The sequence below is a fragment of the Flavobacterium sp. AC274 genome, assembly GCF_979258275.1.
This window is the reverse complement of record NZ_OZ409852.1, coordinates 5,358,192-5,376,242: the sequence shown is the minus strand read 5'-3', so window position 1 is coordinate 5,376,242 and position 18,051 is coordinate 5,358,192. Positions and strand designations below refer to the sequence as shown.

The following is an 18,051-nucleotide window of genomic DNA, read 5'->3' as shown; positions in this document are numbered from 1 at the left end:
GGCGGAAAAAACATTACAATTAACTTTTGTTAAATGTTAAATTACTTAAAACTTACATGTTGATTTGTGTTTTTTCTCTACAAAAAAACAAAGAATATACTTTTTTATCATAAATAGATTGCCGATTTTTGTCGCTTCGAAAATCAATAAGCATAAAATGGCAACAGAAGACAAAGAAATTATTTTACTTAAAGTTTCAGGGCATGACAAACCGGGTGTAACAGCCGGATTAACATCGGTATTAGCTGCTTACGATGCTATTATCCTTGATATAGGCCAGGCGGATATTCACGATACATTGTCTTTAGGGATTTTGTTCGAAATAGAAGCGGGCTCAAGTTCTGGTCCAGTGCTTAAGGATTTGCTTTTTAAAGCTTACGAATTAGAAGTTAAAGTAAAATTCATTCCTATTTCTATAGATGATTACGAAACCTGGGTTAAATCTCAATCCAGACAACGCTATATTATAAATGTTTTGGGCGAAAAACTAACTGCTGCTCAGCTTGCTGCTGTAACCAAAATATTATCAGATCAAAATTTAAATATTGATTCCATTATAAGATTGACCGGAAGAACTTCTGTTGTCGAAAAAGAAGAATATCCACGTTCCTGCATACAATTATCTGTAACCGGAGAAATAGTAAACAAGATTGAAATGACAGCCAATTTTATGGCAATTTCAAGAACTTTAAATGTCGATATTTCTTTTCAGGAAGACAATATTTACAGAAGAAACCGCCGTTTGGTTTGTTTCGATATGGATTCGACTTTAATCCAGGCCGAAGTTATAGACGAATTAGCAGAACTTAACGGAGTAGGCGCACAAGTAAAAGCCATCACAGAATCTGCCATGAATGGAGAAATCGATTTTAACGAAAGCTTCAAACAGCGAATGGCTTTGTTAGAAGGTTTAAGTGAAGAAGTTTTACAAAAAGTAGCCGAAAATCTGCCTATAACAAAAGGAGCACATCGTTTAATGAAGGCCTTAAAATATTACGGTTACAAAACCGCAATTTTATCCGGAGGATTCACTTATTTTGGAGAATACCTGCAAAAAGAATTAGGTATAGATTACGTTCACGCCAACCAATTAGAAATAAAAGACGGGAAATTAACCGGTAAATATATAGGTGATATTGTAGATGGTTTAAAGAAAGCCGAATACCTTACAGCTATTGCAGCCAAAGAAGGAATTCACATCAATCAAACCATAGCAGTTGGTGACGGAGCTAACGATTTACCAATGATCAATTTAGCTGGTCTGGGAATCGCTTTTCACGCCAAACCAAAAGTAAAAGAAAGTGCTTCAAATTCAATTTCAAGTTTAGGTCTTGATGGTGTTTTGTACCTTTTAGGATATCACGACCGTTATATCGATATGATGTAGTTTTTTTGTCATTTCGAGGAACGAGAAATCACATCCAGATAGCGACGTACTCTATGTTTTTACTTTATGTGATTTCTCGTTCCTCGAAATGGCAAAATAGTACTTAAAATATAAAACCTTAGTTCAAATCAGAATTAAGGTTTTTTTATGGGCATGTCCCTCCGGGTCGGGCTATCCGTTTCAATCTTTTTGTCCGCCGCGGCGGACAAAAAGGATTTCCACTTCTATCCCTCATGCAATTTAGTGGAATTAGCGTTTTTTAATTGCATTTTAGCAACAAATCAATTCGTGAAAATTCGTGAAATTAGTGTTTAAGCACACACATCTCCTTCAATTGCTCCAAATAATCTCTCTCATTCGAAAGTCTCGGGATTTTATGTTGTCCGCCAAGTTTATCTCTTTCTTTCAGCCAATCGTAGAATAAGTTTTCACGGGCTACATTAATCACCAAAGGATTCAGCGTCATATTATTGTAGCGTTTAGCTTCGTAATCAGAGTTTAAAGTCTGTAAAGTTTCATCAAGAACTTTCTGGAAAAGCCCAACATCAGCCGGTTTTTTCTTGAATTCGATCATCCATTCGTGTGCGCCTTTTTCTTTGTCCTGCATAAAAATAGGAGCAACCGTATAATCTATAACTTCAGTTTGGGTAATCTGACAAGCTTTGGCAATGGCCTGATCTGTATTTTCGACCATTAATTCTTCGCCAAAAACATTAATATGATGTTTTGTTCTTCCTGTAACTCTAATTCTGTACGGATTTAATGAAGTAAAACGAACTGTATCGCCAATTAAATAACGCCATAAACCTGAATTGGTCGTAATAACCAGCGCGTAATTTTTATTCAGTTCTACATCGGCCAAACAAATAACTTTTTGGTTTGAAGTCCCAAAAGTATCCATCGGAATAAATTCGTAGAAAATGCCGTAATCCAGCATCAGCAATAAATCACTGGAATTATTTAGATCCTGAATCGCAAAAAAGCCTTCAGAAGCATTGTATATTTCGTAATATTTAAAATCTTTGCTAGGCAAGATTTTTTTGTATTGTTCTTTGTATGGAGAAAAACTCACGCCGCCATGAAAATAAACCTCAAGATTTGGCCAGATTTCCAATAGACTTTCCTTACCGGTATTCTCTAAAACTTTATTCATTAAAACCAACATCCAGGACGGAACTCCGGCAAAACTGGTTACATTTTCTACTTTAGTTTCATTTATAATAGCAGCGATTTTAGATTCCCATTCGCTCATCAACGAAGTTTTATTACTTGGCGTACTGCTAAATTCAGCCCAAATGGGCATGTTTTCAATCAATATAGCCGATAAATCTCCAAAATAAGTATTGTTGTTTTCGTAAATCTGAGAACTTCCGCCTAAGCGAAGACTTTTTCCCAAAAACAATTCAGAATCTTCATTATTATTCAAATAAAGACAAAGCAAATCTTTACTTCCTTTATAATGACAATCTTCGAGAGCTTCGTTACTAACCGGAATAAATTTGCTTTTAGCATTGGTTGTTCCGCTCGATTTTGCAAACCATTTGATAGGAGTTTCCCAAAAAACGCCTTGTTCGCCCTGACGTGTGCGTTCAATCAAAGGTTGTAATTCTTCATAGCTCGCAATCGGAACTCTTTCCGCAAAAGTCTGATAAGAGTTGATTGAAGCAAAATCATACTGTTTTCCTACAACAGTATTTTCAGATGCCATTAATAAATTGTGCAACAGTTCTTCCTGAACTTCATTAGGGTATTTCAGAAAGAGTTCTATTTGGTGAATTCTTTGTTTCAGAACCCAGGAGGCGAACGAGTTGATAATTGATAAGGGCATGAGAAATTTTAGATTTTAGATTTTAGATTTCTGATTTTATACTTTTTGCAAAAAGTCAAAATATAAGATTTGAAATATCACCGGACAAACATTAACTTTGTCGTTGTATCAAAAATACTGTTTTTTTTGTAATAAAAACATTCTATTTTTTACTAAAAATGAATTTTAAAAATTAAAATTCTGCGCTAGAGAAGCAATCTAAAATCTAAAATCAACAATCTAAAATATAATGACATATCAAGGCGTACTTACAAAAATGCAAACAGAAATCGGAAATCCAATTCAGTATTATTTGGTTTTTGAAGATAGCTTTCTCAGTATGAATCAATTATTAGATAAAGAAATTGAAATTAATTTTGCAGGTTTTCAATGTTTGAATTGCTGTAAAAAGAAAAAGATATTTAGACAAGGTTTTTGTTATGATTGTTTTTACTCAAGCCCTGCTGTAGGAGATTGGATTATGAGGCCAGAATTGAGTACGGCGCATTTAGGAATTGCAGATCGTGATTTAGAATACGAACAAAAAGTACAATTGCAGCCTCATGTTGTGTATTTGGCTGTGGCAAGCGAAATAAAAGTGGGTGTAACACGAAAAACACAAGTCCCAACCAGATGGATTGATCAGGGAGCCAGCCAGGCAATTGCCGTAGTTGAGGTTCCTAACAGATATTTGGCCGGAATTACCGAAGTCGCTTTAAAAAGTCATTATACAGATAAAACCAATTGGAGAAAAATGCTTCAAAATCCAACTGCGGTTTTTGACTTGATTGCCGAAAAAGTAAAAATTGAAGAATTGATTCCCGCTGAAGCACGAGAATATTTTTACGCTCAAAAGAATGATTTATTCGAATTAAATTATCCCGTTTTAAATTATCCTGCAAAAGTCGCAAGCTTAAATTTAGACAAAACACCTTCTTTTCAAGGAAAACTTATTGGGATAAAAGGGCAATATTTAATTTTTGAAGACGGTACTGTTTTTAACGTTCGTGGTTCCGAAGGATACGTCGTGACAATCGACGTGTAGGTCGATGGTTTTTAGCTATTCGTCTGATTCATCTGTCTTTACATAAAAGTTTTGTAATTTTAAATTATATTTTAATAAGATACCATGTGTGAAAAATGATACATTTGGTTACAATTTTGTAATAATTGCTTATTGAAAGAAATTACTTTTAGAAAAAAAAGAAGCTAGATTTGAAGTAATTCAAGTTTACAGGTTCTTTTTAAAATTAAAGTAATTTTTATAATTTTTAAATTATTTAATAAATGGGTGTTTTAAACAAAATTAATGTTTTCAGAAGAGGTTTAATGCGTAATCTGACAAAGAACATTGGAAAACCAAAAAGCGAATCAGGAATAATTTTAGTGGATAAAACTGAAATTAAAAGAGTCTTAATTTGCAGACCAAATGCAAGATTAGGAAATCTTTTATTGATCTCACCACTCGTAAAAGAAGTTGCTGAAACATTTCCAAATTGTAAAATTGATTTATTTGTTAAAGGACCACTTGCGCCTATTATTTTTGAAAATTACGATGTTGTTTACAAAACAATTCATTTACCCAAAAAACCTTTTAAAAATTTATTAGAATATATAAAAGTTTGGATTTCGATAACAAAACAGCCTTACGATATGGCAATAAATGTCGATCAAAATTCTTCATCAGGCCGTTTGGCTGTACATTTTTCTAAAGCAAAATATAAATTCTACGGAGATTTAGAAAATGACCGTCAACAAACTAAATCTGATTACGAGCATATTGCAAAATACCCTGTTTATAATTTTAGACACTATTTAACAAAATTAGGATTAAAAGAAAGCAATAAAATAGTAGAGCCTATAGATCTTAAATTAACTCCTTTTGAGTTGTCAGAAGGTAAAAAGATATTAAGCACATTAAATAGCAATAATTCTAAAAAAACGATTTGCATATTTACATTTGCGACAGGAACAAAATGTTTGTCTGAAGATTGGTGGGAGAATTTTTATGCTTCACTAAAAAATCAATATACAGATTACAATATTATTGAAATATTACCTATAGAAAATGTATCTCAAATAGCTTTTAAAGCACCAACTTTTTATAGTAAGGATATTAGAGAAATTGGTTCGCTAATAGCCAATACAGAAATTTTTATAGGAGCCGATAGCGGAATGATGCATTTGGCAAGTTCAGTTCAAACACCAACTGTAGGGTTATTTTCAGTTTCAAACCTTAAAAAATATGAGCCTTACGATAATTGCAGCATTGGAGTTGAGGTTGAAAATTGTTCGAAAAATGATTATTTTAAAATAGTAAACGGTATCCTGAATAACGGAAGATTAAAAACATATTCAAGAGCTGTTTAAATTCTAAAATATAACATAAAAAAAGGCCAATCGTAATGATTGGCCTTCTTATTTTAAGTCCTTTTTTAAGTCCTTATTTTTTCTTTTTAAATAAACCATTTAGTAAGTCACTGGCTTTTTTAGTAGCTTCCTGAGTATTTTTTTCTTTCTCAGTTGCTGCGGCTTGCGTAGTGTCTTTTGCTTTTGTATTTTTATTAATCAAATCAGAAAGTGCTGATGCTCCTTTTTGAGTTAATTTCTCTTTTTGCTGATTAGCAACCTGAGAAGCTAAACTGCTAACAGCGCTTTTCATATCTGTTGATACTTTTGGATTTGAGAAATTACCTGTAACCAATGCATTGATCGGAATGTTATCCAGTTTTGCAGCATCTGCTGGAGATAATTTAGCCAGGAATGCATTTGCTTCAGTTCCTAAATATTTAGCCGGAACATCTAATTTTAAGTTGTAACTCATCGTTTGGTCAAAACCGTGTGTTCCTCCAACTGTCACTTTAATATCCTGATATTTAATGTCAAATGGTTTTACGTTAACTTTTCCATCATCAAAAGTCAAAGCCATTTTTACATCATTTAGGTTTAATTTACTCATATCAAGAAACTTAATATTTGATGTCAATGAGTTTAAAACTGTTGAATTTTTAGCATTTACCGTAGTTGAAAGCAATTGACCTATTAAATCTCCCGAAAGCGATTTTAAATCTGGCGTCAATTCATTTGCATCAAGATTTCCGTTTAATTTGATAGTCGAATTCAATTTTCCATTGATGATTCCTGCCAAAGGAGCAATTTTTTTCATCATGTCTAATTGTGTAAAAGTCTGCGCAATATCAACCTGATTGAAACCTAAATTCATATCAAATGTTGGTACTTTTGCTTTTGTCGAAACAGCTCCGGTTAAACCAATTGTTCCGCCAAAAATTGAGGTTTTAAAGTTCTCTAAAAGCGCTTTTTCGTCTTTGATAATCAACTTTCCTGAAACATCTTTTAATTTTAAATTGTCATACAAAACAGTATTTGCTTTTGCATTCAAAGTACAGTTTAAAAACGCAGGAATCTTCATTGCTTCAGCAGGTTTTGCCGATGTAGCTTTTGTTTCGGTTTCTGTTCCGCCTGTAGTGGCAGGTTTAGCAGGTTCTCCGGAAGTCATAAAATCATCAACAGCTAATTGATTTGAGCTCATGTTGAAATTTCCTTTTAGCTCTTGTTTTTTAAACATAAAACCATAGAAATTTTCTAAAACTCCATTAATGCTAATATCACTTTTTCCTGTAGTAGCATCAAATTTTTTCAGATTGATTGTACTCGTATTGAATTCAACCAAAGCCGTACTGATATTCATAGATTTATTGTTTTCATCAGTATATTTAAATCCTGACAAACTCATAGTTCCGGCATTTTTGATGTTTTGATACTGACTTTTTTCTACAGAAGCCATATCAAATTCTGTTGTAACATCGGCTTTTAAAATACCAGCCAAAGGTTTGTCTAATTTTACAGGATAGGCTTTTGAAAGGTTTGCCAGGTTGATTGTTCCTTTTAATGCCGCTTTTACCAACGGATTAACAGTTATGTTTCTCACATTTGCTTTAGCGCTAAAAACATCCTGATCAATTTTAAACGAAAGTTTATCAAGATTAACGTAAGTATCATTTAAAATACCCGTTTCGTTGATGATTTTAGTATCAATTACAATATTCTGAACTGATTTTGGCAGATTCGGATATTGAAAAGAAGAATTGTTAGAAGCAATGGCAATATTGAATTTTGGTACAGTTGTATCTGTTAATTCTCCTTTTGCAAAACCAACAACAGTAAAGTCTCCGGTTGTTTTAACACCTTCTAAGCTTGAAGAATAAGCCGAAGGAATTAAGCCCAGGAAGTTAGTAAACGACGAAGTTGGCGTTTTAAATTTCAAGTCATAAATCTGACCTTTTTCTACCATTTGGATAAATCCGTCAAATTCTAAAGGTAATTGATTAATTAAAGCTTTGTTTTCTTTAAATGTGTATTTGTTTTTTTCCAGATCGATCCCTAAAACAGCATCTAAAGTCAGTTTTACATTTTTCATGTAATTCATCTTATCCATATCCAAAGAAACATTGGCTGTAGATTTTGTTGTTAAATCAAGCTTAGAATTGGTAAAGTCTCCCGTTCCTTCGTGATTTAAACTGTCAATTACCATTTTTATTTTAGAACCCTGATCAATATATCTAAAAGTAAAATTCTCGATTTTGTAGTTCTGGATCTTTAAAGAAAGCGGTTTGCTTGCTTCGTCTGTTTTTGTTTCGTCTTTTTTATCTTTTAAAGCGATATCGAAGTTTCCAACACCATCTTTATTAAAAATGATATTGATTAAACCATTTGTAGAACTGATTCCCTCAATGCTCATAGGTTCATCTTTTCCTTTAAAAAGTTCTTTAATACTCATCTTTAAGTTCAATTCTCCTAACGAAACTAAAGTATCGCCTTCAAAAGGAGCTTTGTTGATGATGACCAATTTCTCGATTCCAACAGTAGCATTTGGGAAGTTTTTAAACAAACTTAAATCAGCGTCAGCAAAACTCACTTTTGCATCTACACTTTCATTAATTGCATCTGTAATTTTTGCTTTGATCTGATCTTTAAAAAGATAAGGAATAGCAAATAGTGCGGCAATGATGACCACAAAAACAATCGCGGTGATTTTTAAAATTTTCTTTAACATAATTAATTATAGATTTGAGGTTTTAGGGTTCTTAATTTATACATATTATTCTTGCAAAAATAAACTTTTAATGTAAAATATATTTCAAATTTATCATAAAAAACAATAGCCTGCCGTAATCGAATTTCGATTATGGGCAAGCTATCAAAAAAATAAATTATTCTTAAATATTTTTAAAACTTTATGATATGTATTCTGATTTATCTGATCCTGTAATTTTTTGCTAAAATAATCGGTACAGCCCGCAAAAGCTGTTAAGTAGAAATTAACTTTGAGTTAATTAAAACAGAATTTAGTGTTATGTATGCTAAGAAATTGTTTTGATAAAAAGAAAAAATCCGTTTGAAGTTATTCAAACGGATTTTTGTATGCAGATCGTTGATTTATTTTTGAATAAAAGAAACAATTTTATTCACCATTTCTTCTGAAATTGGCAAGGTTTCGTTGCTGTAGCTTGCAAAATTTTCCTGTTGATCGCCTTCGATAATTTTCATGATATGATTCATTTTGTCAATTATCAAAAGTTCTGAATTTTTGCTGGCCTGCGATAAATTTTCGGCATCTTTTACTGTTACTTGTAAATCCTTATTTCCCTGCAGAATTAAAATAGGAACATTTAATTTTTTAATTTCTACCGAAGGATCGTATTTAAACCACGAAATTATATAAGGCTGAATGCTTGGTCTGAAAAGTGAATTTAGCATTGGATCAACCTTTTTTACTTTATTTCCGTTTTTCAGACTATCAATAATTGGAAAGGTCATTTCTTCAATTTGCTTATTTGATTTAGATGCAATTTGTGTTTTGATAAGTTTGTCTGCAGATTCTCCAGAGCCTGCAATAGAAATGAATTTATCAGCTTTTGTACCCGCAATCATTCCAATTAACGAGCCTTCGCTATGCCCAATGACAGTTAATTTTGAGAAACGTTTGTCTTGTTTTAATAAATTAATCCAGCTTTTTGCATCTTCGGTATAATGTTCAAATACCAAACTTGACTCAGGACCGGCAGCTGCTTTGCTTTCGCCAATTCCGCGTTTATCAAATCGCAATGATGCAATTCCGTTTTTTGCCAGCGCTTCTGCCAGCATTTTTAAGGAATTGTTTTTCATCATCGGATTATTTCCGTTTCTGTCCGTTGGTCCCGAACCTGAAATAATTAAGGCGACAGGATATTTTTTAGTTAAATCCGGCGTGGTTAAAGTTCCGTAAATCTCATCTTTATTGATTTTTAAAACAAGATTGCTTTCCTTAAATTTTATTTCACTTTTGCTTTGGGCATTTATGAAATTTACAAAAACAACAAATAAAACGGCGACTATTTTTTTCATTGTTGAATTATTTAATATTTAATCCAAAAGGCATCATTGCCTGAACCCCTTTTTGTTTTTGAAGTCTTTTTACCTGTTCGATCAGCATATAGTTTTCGGCACCAATTTCTTCTTTTATAAAAGCTTCTTTAGATTTTGCAAAAGGCAAACCAGATAATACATCGTTGAATGTTTTTTCGTATTCAGGATAGTTTTGTGTGCTGTATGATTTTGTTTTGGAAATTCTTGCAGCTTCGGCAACAGCATCATCCAAACCACCGATTTTATCTACTAAACCAATTTTTATTGCCTGAGATCCAGACCATACTCTTCCTTGTGCAATAGAATCTACCTGAGCAAAAGTCATTTTTCGGCCTTGCGCCACATGAGTTACAAAAGTGTTATAAATTTTTTCTACTCCTTCTAATGTAAAAGCTTTAAACTTTTCATCAACAGGAACAAATGGACTGTAATTTGCTGAGTTTTCGTGTGTTTTTACTTGCTCAGTATTAATTCCGAGTTTATTGGCTAGCGGACTAAAGTTTGGCAGAATTCCGAAAACTCCAATAGAACCGGTAATAGTGTTTTTTTCTGCAAAAATTTTATTGGCATTACAAGCAATGTAATAACCACCGGAAGCCGCATAATTACCCATAGAAACAACAACGGGTTTTACTTTTTTGGTAATTTCAATTTCTCTCCAAATCAAATCAGAGGTCAAAGCGCTTCCGCCCGGACTGTCAATTCGAAGCACGATTGCTTTTACATCTTCATCTTTGCGCGCTTCCTGCAAAGAACGACGCATTGCGCCTTCGCCAATTACGGTTACATCGCCTTCACCACTTTCGATTTCTCCCTGAGCATAAATAATGGCAATTTGATCACTTGATGTGTTGGTTAAAGCAGTTGTGATATTATTTTGTGTATAATCTAAAATCGAAATTTTATTATAATCGTCGTCTCCCGTTACTTTCAATTGTTTTTTAATGGCATTATGATAAACATCTTCATAAGCTACAATATCTACTAGATTTTCTCTTTTTGCCATTTCAGGTGTTCTGGCCAATAAACCGTTTGCAATTTCATTTAATTTGGCAACGGGAATATTTCTACTTTTCGAAATATCTTCAGATACATTTGTCCAGATAGAATTTAAAAGCGCAGTTATTTGTTCTCTGTTGGCGTCACTCATTTTGTTTTCTAAAAACGGTTCAACAGCACTTTTGTATTTCCCGTGACGAATTACTTCCATATGAATGCCCGATTTGTCCTGAAAATCCTTAAAAAACATCACTTCAGATGAAAGACCTTTAAAATCAAGATCGCCTGCAGGATTTAGATAAATAGTATTGGCAACAGAATTTAAATAATACTCTTTTTGAGAAAATGAATTGGCATAAGCCCAAACAAATTTTCCTGATTTTTTAAAGCTTTCCAATGCATTTCGTAAATCTTTATATTGAGCCAATCCTAACGAAGATTCGTCATTTAAAATAGAAATTCCTTTAATGTGGTCGTCTGTTTTTGCAGCCTCAATAGCATTGATTACATCGCTTAAACCAACTTCCTTTTTATCAGAGAAAACCGTTACCCAGGGATCTTTATATTTTCCGGCATAGTCATTATTGATTTTTTTCAAATCTAATTCTATAACGGAATCAGCTTTGACCGAAACAGTGTCTTCTCCTCCAAAAATGGCACCAATAAGAATTACCCCAAAAAAGAATAACATGATAAAAACAAAAATACCAATTACAGTGGCAATTACATTTCCTAGAAATTTCATAAAATATATTTTTTAATATGTAGCAAAAAAGAGTAAGAAGTTACAAATTTTAATGCAAAATTCACAATTAAATTCAGAACTCGTTTCACAAATATATTGTTAATTCTAAAATAGATTTAGTTAATTTGCATTAATTATGAAATCACAGCATCAGGTCGTTTTATCTATAGGCAGTAATCAGGGAAACCGGTTGGCAAACATCGAAAGTTGTATTGCGTTAATACATCAGGAAGTGGGAACCGTAATCGAGGTTTCAAAACTATATGAAACACCCGCCTGGGGATTTGAAAGTGATGCTTTTTACAATTGTGCCTTGCTTTTACACAGTAACTTATCGGCACAAAAAATATTAAATCAGGTTTTAAAAGTCGAAAAACAATTAGGCAGAATCCGTTTAAATCAAGAAGGATATCAGTCAAGAATTATTGATATTGATTTGATTGTTTTTGATAATGAAATTATCGAATCTGAAAAACTTACCATTCCGCATCCTTTAATGCAAAACCGAAATTTTGTATTACTGCCCATGCGCGATTTAAAATTAGACTGGAAACATCCCGTTTTTCATAAAACCATAAATGAATTAATTGCCAGTACTCCAGACGACAGCTCTTGTACTGTGGTTCAGGATTTGAAAAGCCCTTTGCGGGAAATTCCCTTAGAGAACTATAATTATATCGCTTTTGAAGGAAATATCGGAGCGGGGAAAACAACTTTGGTACACAAAATTGCTGAAGATTTTAATGCTAAAACCGTTTTAGAACGTTTTGCAGATAATCCGTTTTTGCCTAAATTTTATAAAGATCAAAACAGGTACGCTTTTCCGCTCGAAATGTCTTTTTTAGCCGACAGATATCAGCAATTATCAGATGATTTGGCACAATTTGATTTATTCAAAGATTTTATTGTAGCCGATTATCATATTTTTAAATCATTGATTTTTGCTAAGATTACCTTGCAGGAAGATGAATATCGTTTATACCGAAATTTATTCGACATTATCTATAAGGAAATGCCAAAACCGGATTTATATATTTATTTGTACCAAAACACCGGACGTTTATTGGAAAACATCAAAAAACGCGGACGTGCTTACGAACAAAATATAGAAGGAGATTATCTGGATAAAATCAATAACGGATATCTGGAATACATCAAATCTCAAACGGATTTGAATGTTTTAATTATTGATGTCTCTAATCGTGATTTTGTAAAAAACCACGAAGATTACCTTTTTATTTTAAACGAAATTCAGAAGAAATTGAATTAATATGGTAATGTGTCAATTTGGGAATTATCTAATTATCTAATTAGATAATTAGATAATTAGATAATGAAGGTCTTATGCATAAATTATCTAATTTAATTTTTGAAACAAATCCCAAACAACAATTCCGGCACTTACAGAAATATTTAAGGAATGTTTGGTGCCTAACTGCGGAATTTCAATACAGCCATCACAAATAGCAACTGCTTCCTGAGAAACCCCATAAACTTCATTACCAAAAACTAGAGCATATTTTTGATTTTTTTCGACTTTAAAATCCTGAAGAAAAATAGCGCTTTCAACTTGTTCGATAGCAAGAGTCATAACGTTTTCTTTTTTTAGATTTTCAATTACTTCCAAAACATTTTCATGATGTTCCCAGGCAACGGTTTCGGTTGCGCCAAGAGCGGTTTTATGAATTTCTTTATTTGGAGGAGTTGCTGTAATACCGCACAAAATTATTTTTTCGATCAAAAAAGCATCGGCGGTTCTAAATACAGAACCAATATTGTGTAAGCTGCGAATATCATCCAAAACTAAAATTAAAGGGGTTTTGTCTGATTTTTTAAAATCTTCGATAGATTTACGGTCTAGCTCACTATTTTCAAGTTTTCTCATTGTGTTGAATTCTGGTCATAAAAAAAGCTTCCAAAGATAAGGAAGCTTTTTCGATTTATTTTATTTGTTTTTCAGATTAGCTTTTTACTGGATCTGGTAAAACAGTACCTTTAATAGTAAGCACTTTTGTTGGTTGTCCTTCTGCATTAGAAGTAACAGTTACAGTTTTTGTAAAAGCACCAACTCTGTCAGTAGCATATTTTACACCAATAATACCTTTAGCACCCGGAGCAATTGGCTCTTTTGGTGTAGTTGGTACAGTACAACCACAAGATCCTTGTGTATTTGTAATGATTAATGGTTTAGTTCCGTTGTTTACGAAAACAAACTCACGTTTTCCATCAGCATTGTGAGCGATAGTTCCGTAATCAATAGTTTCAGTTTCAAAAGCCATTCCGGCTCCTTCAATTTTAGCAACTTTTGCAGCTTTAGCTTTCTTAGTACTTTGAGCGTTAGAAGCAGTAATTCCAACTACAGCCAACATAGCGAATAAAATTATTTTTTTCATCTTTTAAGAGTCTTTTTAATTATGACAAATCTATATAAAATTCTTATATCTGAACTTAAAATATTCTTAAAATATTTTAATTTTTATAGCACTTCGATATTCCTTCAAAATATTATAAATTCGCTGTCTTAATTTTCATTTAAAAAAACAATAATTTGGCAACTAAAGAGAAAGTGGTGAAAGAAACACCTTTGATGAAACAGTACAACGAAATCAAGAGAAAATATCCTGATGCATGTCTGCTTTTCAGAGTAGGAGATTTTTATGAAACCTTTGGAGAAGACGCCATCAGAGCTTCTAAAATTCTTGGAATTACATTGACCAAAAGAGGGGCGGGATCTGAAACTGAAACAGCTTTGGCCGGTTTTCCGCATCATTCTATAAATACCTACTTGCCAAAATTGGTAAAAGCCGGGCTTCGTGTTGCAATCTGCGATCAGCTTGAAGATCCTAAAATGACGAAAACTATTGTGAAACGTGGTGTTACAGAACTTGTAACTCCCGGAGTTTCCTTAAATGATGAAGTTTTACAGTCTAAATCAAATAACTTTTTAGCATCTGTTTATTTTGCTAATAAAAGTATCGGAATTTCTTTTCTGGATGTTTCGACCGGAGAGTTTTTAACTGCTCAGGGAAATGCCGAATATATAGATAAATTATTGCAGAATTTTAACCCAAGTGAGGTTTTGGTTCCAAAGAATAATAAAGGTAACTTTAAAGATGCTTTTGGAGAGGATTTCCATAGTTTTTATCTGGAAGACTGGATCTATAAAGAAGATTATGCTTTAGAAACCCTTACAAAACATTTTCAAACCGTTTCTTTAAAAGGTTTTGGAATTGAAGAATTAACAGAAGGAATTATTGCTTCAGGAGCAATTTTATATTATTTGTCTGAAACACAGCATAATCGTGTGCAGCACATTACGGCAATCCAACGTATTGCAGAAGATGCTTATGTTTGGATGGACCGTTTTACAATTAGAAATTTAGAATTATACCATAGTTACAATCCAAATGCAGTAACGCTTTTAGATGTAATTGACAGAACACTTTCGCCAATGGGAGGGCGCTTGTTAAAACGCTGGCTGGCTCTTCCGTTAAAAGACAGTAATAAAATAAAAGGGCGTCATGATGTGGTTTCGTATCTGAAATCAAACAATGAAGTTTTACATAATATTCAATACCAAATCAAGCAAATTTCAGATTTAGAACGTTTGATTTCTAAAATTGCTGCGGGAAAAGTTTCTCCGCGTGAAATTGTTTATTTAAAAGAATCTCTGGATGCTATTATTCCAATAAAAACATTGGCACTTCAAAGTCCGCAAGAAGCAGTGAAAGTTATTGGAGATAGTTTACATGCCTGTGATTTATTAAGAGAAAAAATAAAAACAACCTTAAATCAGGATGCGCCGGTTGCGATTGCAAAGGGAAATGCAATTGCAAAAGGAATTAGCGAAGAACTGGATGATTTACGCGCCATTTCAACTTCTGGAAAAGAATATCTGGAAGGAATTGAAAAAGAGAATCAGAAAGAACCGGAATCTCCTCTTTAAAAATATCATTCAATAATGTTTTTGGTTATTATATAGAAGTTCGAAATACGCATAAAGATAAAGTTCCGGAAGAATGGATTCGTAAACAAACTTTGGTAAATGCAGAAAGATACATAACCGAAGAATTAAAAGAATACGAAACCAAGATTTTAGGTGCTGAAGAAAAAATCTATAAGATAGAATCTGATCTTTTCGAACAATTAGTGGTCTGGATTGCGACGTATATCAAACCGGTTCAAATGAATGCCAATTTAGTAGCACAATTAGACTGTTTATGTTCGTTTACACAATTGGCTGTCGAAAACCAATATGTGTGTCCGGAAATTGATGAAACTTTCGAACTTGAAATTAAAAACGGAAGACACCCTGTTATCGAAAAACAATTGCCTGTTGGAACTCCTTACATCGCTAATGATGTTTATTTAGACAGAGAAACACAGCAGATTATTATGATCACAGGTCCCAATATGTCTGGTAAATCGGCTATTTTGAGACAAACGGCACTAATTGTATTGTTGGCTCAAATGGGAAGTTTTGTTCCTGCGGATAGTGTAAGAATGGGAATTGTAGATAAAATATTTACCAGAGTAGGAGCGTCGGATAATATTTCGATGGGAGAATCTACTTTTATGGTCGAGATGAATGAAACAGCTTCGATTTTGAATAATATCTCAGACCGTAGTTTGGTTTTATTAGATGAAATTGGAAGAGGAACCAGTACCTATGACGGAATTTCGATTGCCTGGGCTATTGCCGAATTTCTGCACGAACATCCATCAAAAGCAAAAACTTTATTTGCAACGCATTATCATGAATTAAACGAAATGACAGAATCGTTGCCAAGAATCCAGAATTATAATGTTGCGGTAAAAGAGTTAAAAGATACGGTGCTGTTTATTCGTAAATTAGTAAAAGGCGGAAGTGCGCATAGTTTTGGAATTCACGTTGCAAAGATGGCCGGAATGCCTCAACTTGTAATTTTGAAAGCTCAGAAACTATTAAAAAAATTAGAAAAAAATCATTCCAGCGATGCTTTAAACGGAATTAAATCAGCAAATGATGAAATGCAAATGAGTTTCTTTAATTTGGATGATCCTTTATTGGAAGAGATAAAACAAGAGATCATGAGTCTTGATATAAATGCGATCACACCTGTTGAAGCATTAATGAAGCTTAATGAAATTAAAAGAATGCTGGTTGGGAAATAATTCAGATTTAAAGTTTAGGTTATCAGAAAGTTATAAAATAAGTGTAATTTTTTTTCAAAAAACGCTTGTGTAATTGAATAAATGTCCTAAATTTGCACTCGCAATACGAAACAAGTTGAGTATTGTAGTTCTTATAAAAATTTGAAACGCGAAAATAGCTCAGTTGGTAGAGCGCGACCTTGCCAAGGTCGAGGTCGCGGGTTCGAGCCCCGTTTTTCGCTCAAAATCATATAATGCTCGGATGGTGAAATTGGTAGACACGCTGGACTTAAAATCCAGTGAACAGCAATGTTCGTGCGGGTTCAAGTCCCGCTCTGAGTACTAAAGCCTCTTCTTTTTGAAGAGGCTTTTTTTATTGTGTAAAGTCAAAGTTTAAAATGATAAATTTACGCAGTAAGCTTATCAGGATTCTGGAGTTATTAGTCTAAGATCTAAATCATCAATCTAAATCAGTAAAATCTAAAATTTCTAAATGGGTGCATTCGTAATTAGTAGAAGATTTAACGATGAATATAAATTTGTATTTACTTCCCGAAAAGGGAAAGTAATATTTACAAGTTTGAGTTATGAGTTGAAATTTGAATGTGAAGAAGATATTGAAAAATTTAAACTAAATGTAGATCAGGCTAGATTTTTAAAATTTAAAGGTTCTGGAGGAAAGTATTTTTTTAAATTAATGTTAGGTGAGATTCATTTTGCAACAAGCCGAAAATACACTACAGAATTGCTTTTGCAGAAAGGAATAAAAGAAATTGTTACTTATTCTTCAAAATCGGAAATTTTAGATTTCTCGTCGAATGAGTCGATTTTTGAAGATGAGGAAGTTGTCGAGGAAGAGGAAGTGGAATAATGAGTAAAATTTCAATATTTTAAAAATTCCAAATTCTAATTGCTAGTATTTGGTTTGCAAATAAGTGTAATAATATAAAAATCCCAAATTTCATAAACAGAGTGTTTTGGAATTTGGGATTTTTGATATTGGGATTTTACGCTAAAAATTTAGCATAAAAAAACCATCACAATGGATGGTTTTAAAATCTTTAGAACTTAGGTTCTAATTATTTTTTTACTTCTTCAGCAGCTTTAGTAGCTTCAGTAGCAGCAGAGTCAACTTTTGCAGCAGCAGAATCAACAGTTGCAGCAGCAGAATCAACTACAGCAGCAGCAGAATCAACAGCAACAGCAGTAGAGTCAACAGACTCAGTTGCAGCAGCATCAGCTTTTTTACAAGAAACAACAGTTAAAACAGCAACAACAGCTAAACTTAAAAATACTTTTTTCATCTTACTTTATTATAAAAGGTTAATTATTAATTCGTGGCAAAGATATAAATTTTTTAATATGTAAAATATTTTTTTATTTTTTTAAAATATTTTCATTGCTCACGATTATCTTATTTATCAAAGATAGTGCCAAATTAGTAAAAAATTATTATATTATTGTATTTTTTGTATAAATTATTTTTCATTAAATATTCAATAATAGAATTGGCTATTTTGATTCACTTCATTGCAGTTTATTTTGCTTTTGACT

Annotated in this window: 12 protein-coding genes, 2 tRNA genes and 1 pseudogene; 8 read left to right on the top strand and 7 right to left on the bottom strand. The window is 32.7% G+C overall.

Going from position 1 to position 18,051, the window contains the following annotated elements; translation table 11 throughout:
• Positions 1 to 157: 157 nt before the first annotated feature.
• Positions 158 to 1,387, top strand: coding sequence for a phosphoserine phosphatase SerB (gene serB / locus ACZZZT_RS24250; protein WP_042565697.1), 1,230 nt, complete (start codon positions 158 to 160; stop codon positions 1,385 to 1,387).
• Positions 1,388 to 1,691: 304 nt separating this feature from the next.
• Here serB and ACZZZT_RS24245 read toward each other — a convergent pair whose 3' ends face one another.
• Positions 1,692 to 3,215, bottom strand: coding sequence for a GH3 auxin-responsive promoter family protein (locus ACZZZT_RS24245; RefSeq protein WP_463462231.1), 1,524 nt, complete (start codon positions 3,213 to 3,215; stop codon positions 1,692 to 1,694).
• 229 nt (positions 3,216 to 3,444) lie between these two features.
• Here ACZZZT_RS24245 and ACZZZT_RS24240 point away from each other — a divergent pair, with 229 nt between their 5' ends.
• Both ACZZZT_RS24240 and ACZZZT_RS24235 read left to right on the top strand, forming a co-directional pair.
• Positions 3,445 to 4,239, top strand: a complete 795-nt coding sequence (locus ACZZZT_RS24240; protein WP_302094658.1) for a DUF2797 domain-containing protein — start codon at positions 3,445 to 3,447, stop codon at positions 4,237 to 4,239.
• A gap of 242 nt (positions 4,240 to 4,481) precedes the next feature.
• The gene (locus tag ACZZZT_RS24235) at positions 4,482 to 5,564 is read left to right on the top strand and encodes a glycosyltransferase family 9 protein (RefSeq protein WP_463462230.1); all 1,083 of its coding nucleotides are present in this window, start codon (positions 4,482 to 4,484) and stop codon (positions 5,562 to 5,564) included.
• Positions 5,565 to 5,637: 73 nt separating this feature from the next.
• Here ACZZZT_RS24235 and ACZZZT_RS24230 read toward each other — a convergent pair whose 3' ends face one another.
• From ACZZZT_RS24230 to sppA, 3 genes are all read right to left on the bottom strand, one after another.
• Complete coding sequence (locus tag ACZZZT_RS24230) at positions 5,638 to 8,268, bottom strand: AsmA family protein (protein WP_463462229.1); 2,631 nt, start codon at positions 8,266 to 8,268, stop codon at positions 5,638 to 5,640.
• 383 nt (positions 8,269 to 8,651) lie between these two features.
• Positions 8,652 to 9,599, bottom strand: coding sequence for an alpha/beta hydrolase family protein (locus tag ACZZZT_RS24225; protein WP_463462228.1), 948 nt, complete (start codon positions 9,597 to 9,599; stop codon positions 8,652 to 8,654).
• 7 nt (positions 9,600 to 9,606) lie between these two features.
• The gene (sppA, locus tag ACZZZT_RS24220) at positions 9,607 to 11,364 is read right to left on the bottom strand and encodes a signal peptide peptidase SppA (protein ID WP_463462227.1); all 1,758 of its coding nucleotides are present in this window, start codon (positions 11,362 to 11,364) and stop codon (positions 9,607 to 9,609) included.
• Between the two features lie 136 nt (positions 11,365 to 11,500).
• Here sppA and folK point away from each other — a divergent pair, with 136 nt between their 5' ends.
• Positions 11,501 to 12,634, top strand: a complete 1,134-nt coding sequence (gene folK, locus ACZZZT_RS24215; RefSeq protein WP_463462226.1) for a 2-amino-4-hydroxy-6-hydroxymethyldihydropteridine diphosphokinase — start codon at positions 11,501 to 11,503, stop codon at positions 12,632 to 12,634.
• An 87-nt stretch (positions 12,635 to 12,721) separates the two neighbouring features.
• Here the strand turns inward: folK and ACZZZT_RS24210 are convergent, their stop codons facing one another.
• Together ACZZZT_RS24210 and ACZZZT_RS24205 are read right to left on the bottom strand one after the other, a co-directional pair.
• Positions 12,722 to 13,249: an RNA methyltransferase gene (locus ACZZZT_RS24210; RefSeq protein WP_463462225.1), complete on the bottom strand. Its 528-nt coding sequence runs from the start codon at positions 13,247 to 13,249 to the stop codon at positions 12,722 to 12,724.
• Positions 13,250 to 13,325: 76 nt separating this feature from the next.
• Positions 13,326 to 13,757 carry a DUF1573 domain-containing protein gene (locus tag ACZZZT_RS24205; protein WP_042565706.1) on the bottom strand — a complete coding sequence of 144 codons (432 nt, stop codon included), beginning with the start codon at positions 13,755 to 13,757 and terminating at the stop codon, positions 13,326 to 13,328.
• Between the two features lie 155 nt (positions 13,758 to 13,912).
• Here ACZZZT_RS24205 and mutS point away from each other — a divergent pair.
• The 4 genes and pseudogenes from mutS (at position 13,913) to ACZZZT_RS24185 (ending at position 17,368) form a co-directional block, all read left to right on the top strand.
• A pseudogene (gene mutS / locus ACZZZT_RS24200) lies at positions 13,913 to 16,518 on the top strand (DNA mismatch repair protein MutS).
• Positions 16,519 to 16,666: 148 nt separating this feature from the next.
• Positions 16,667 to 16,739, top strand: a tRNA-Gly gene (locus ACZZZT_RS24195).
• A 14-nt stretch (positions 16,740 to 16,753) separates the two neighbouring features.
• Positions 16,754 to 16,839 (top strand) — tRNA-Leu (locus ACZZZT_RS24190).
• A 151-nt stretch (positions 16,840 to 16,990) separates the two neighbouring features.
• Positions 16,991 to 17,368, top strand: a complete 378-nt coding sequence (locus ACZZZT_RS24185) for a DUF1508 domain-containing protein (protein ID WP_463462224.1) — start codon at positions 16,991 to 16,993, stop codon at positions 17,366 to 17,368.
• A 208-nt stretch (positions 17,369 to 17,576) separates the two neighbouring features.
• On the opposite strand, the gene ACZZZT_RS24180 is transcribed toward ACZZZT_RS24185, so the two are convergent.
• Positions 17,577 to 17,801, bottom strand: coding sequence for a PG1828 family lipoprotein (locus ACZZZT_RS24180; RefSeq protein WP_042565709.1), 225 nt, complete (start codon positions 17,799 to 17,801; stop codon positions 17,577 to 17,579).
• Positions 17,802 to 18,051 lie beyond the last annotated feature (250 nt).

What these genes read in the sequence shown, in the direction of transcription:
- ACZZZT_RS24235 (WP_463462230.1), top strand. Translation starts at nt 4,482, where the DNA reads ATGGGTGTTTTAAACAAAATTAATGTTTTCAGAAGAGGTTTAATGCGT.
- ACZZZT_RS24180 (WP_042565709.1), bottom strand. Translation starts at nt 17,801, where the DNA reads ATGAAAAAAGTATTTTTAAGTTTAGCTGTTGTTGCTGTTTTAACTGTT.
- ACZZZT_RS24240 (WP_302094658.1), top strand. Translation starts at nt 3,445, where the DNA reads ATGACATATCAAGGCGTACTTACAAAAATGCAAACAGAAATCGGAAAT.
- folK (WP_463462226.1), top strand. Translation starts at nt 11,501, where the DNA reads ATGAAATCACAGCATCAGGTCGTTTTATCTATAGGCAGTAATCAGGGA.
- ACZZZT_RS24245 (WP_463462231.1), bottom strand. Translation starts at nt 3,215, where the DNA reads ATGCCCTTATCAATTATCAACTCGTTCGCCTCCTGGGTTCTGAAACAA.
- ACZZZT_RS24205 (WP_042565706.1), bottom strand. Translation starts at nt 13,757, where the DNA reads ATGAAAAAAATAATTTTATTCGCTATGTTGGCTGTAGTTGGAATTACT.
- serB (WP_042565697.1), top strand. Translation starts at nt 158, where the DNA reads ATGGCAACAGAAGACAAAGAAATTATTTTACTTAAAGTTTCAGGGCAT.
- ACZZZT_RS24210 (WP_463462225.1), bottom strand. Translation starts at nt 13,249, where the DNA reads ATGAGAAAACTTGAAAATAGTGAGCTAGACCGTAAATCTATCGAAGAT.
- ACZZZT_RS24185 (WP_463462224.1), top strand. Translation starts at nt 16,991, where the DNA reads ATGGGTGCATTCGTAATTAGTAGAAGATTTAACGATGAATATAAATTT.
- sppA (WP_463462227.1), bottom strand. Translation starts at nt 11,364, where the DNA reads ATGAAATTTCTAGGAAATGTAATTGCCACTGTAATTGGTATTTTTGTT.
- ACZZZT_RS24230 (WP_463462229.1), bottom strand. Translation starts at nt 8,268, where the DNA reads ATGTTAAAGAAAATTTTAAAAATCACCGCGATTGTTTTTGTGGTCATC.
- ACZZZT_RS24225 (WP_463462228.1), bottom strand. Translation starts at nt 9,599, where the DNA reads ATGAAAAAAATAGTCGCCGTTTTATTTGTTGTTTTTGTAAATTTCATA.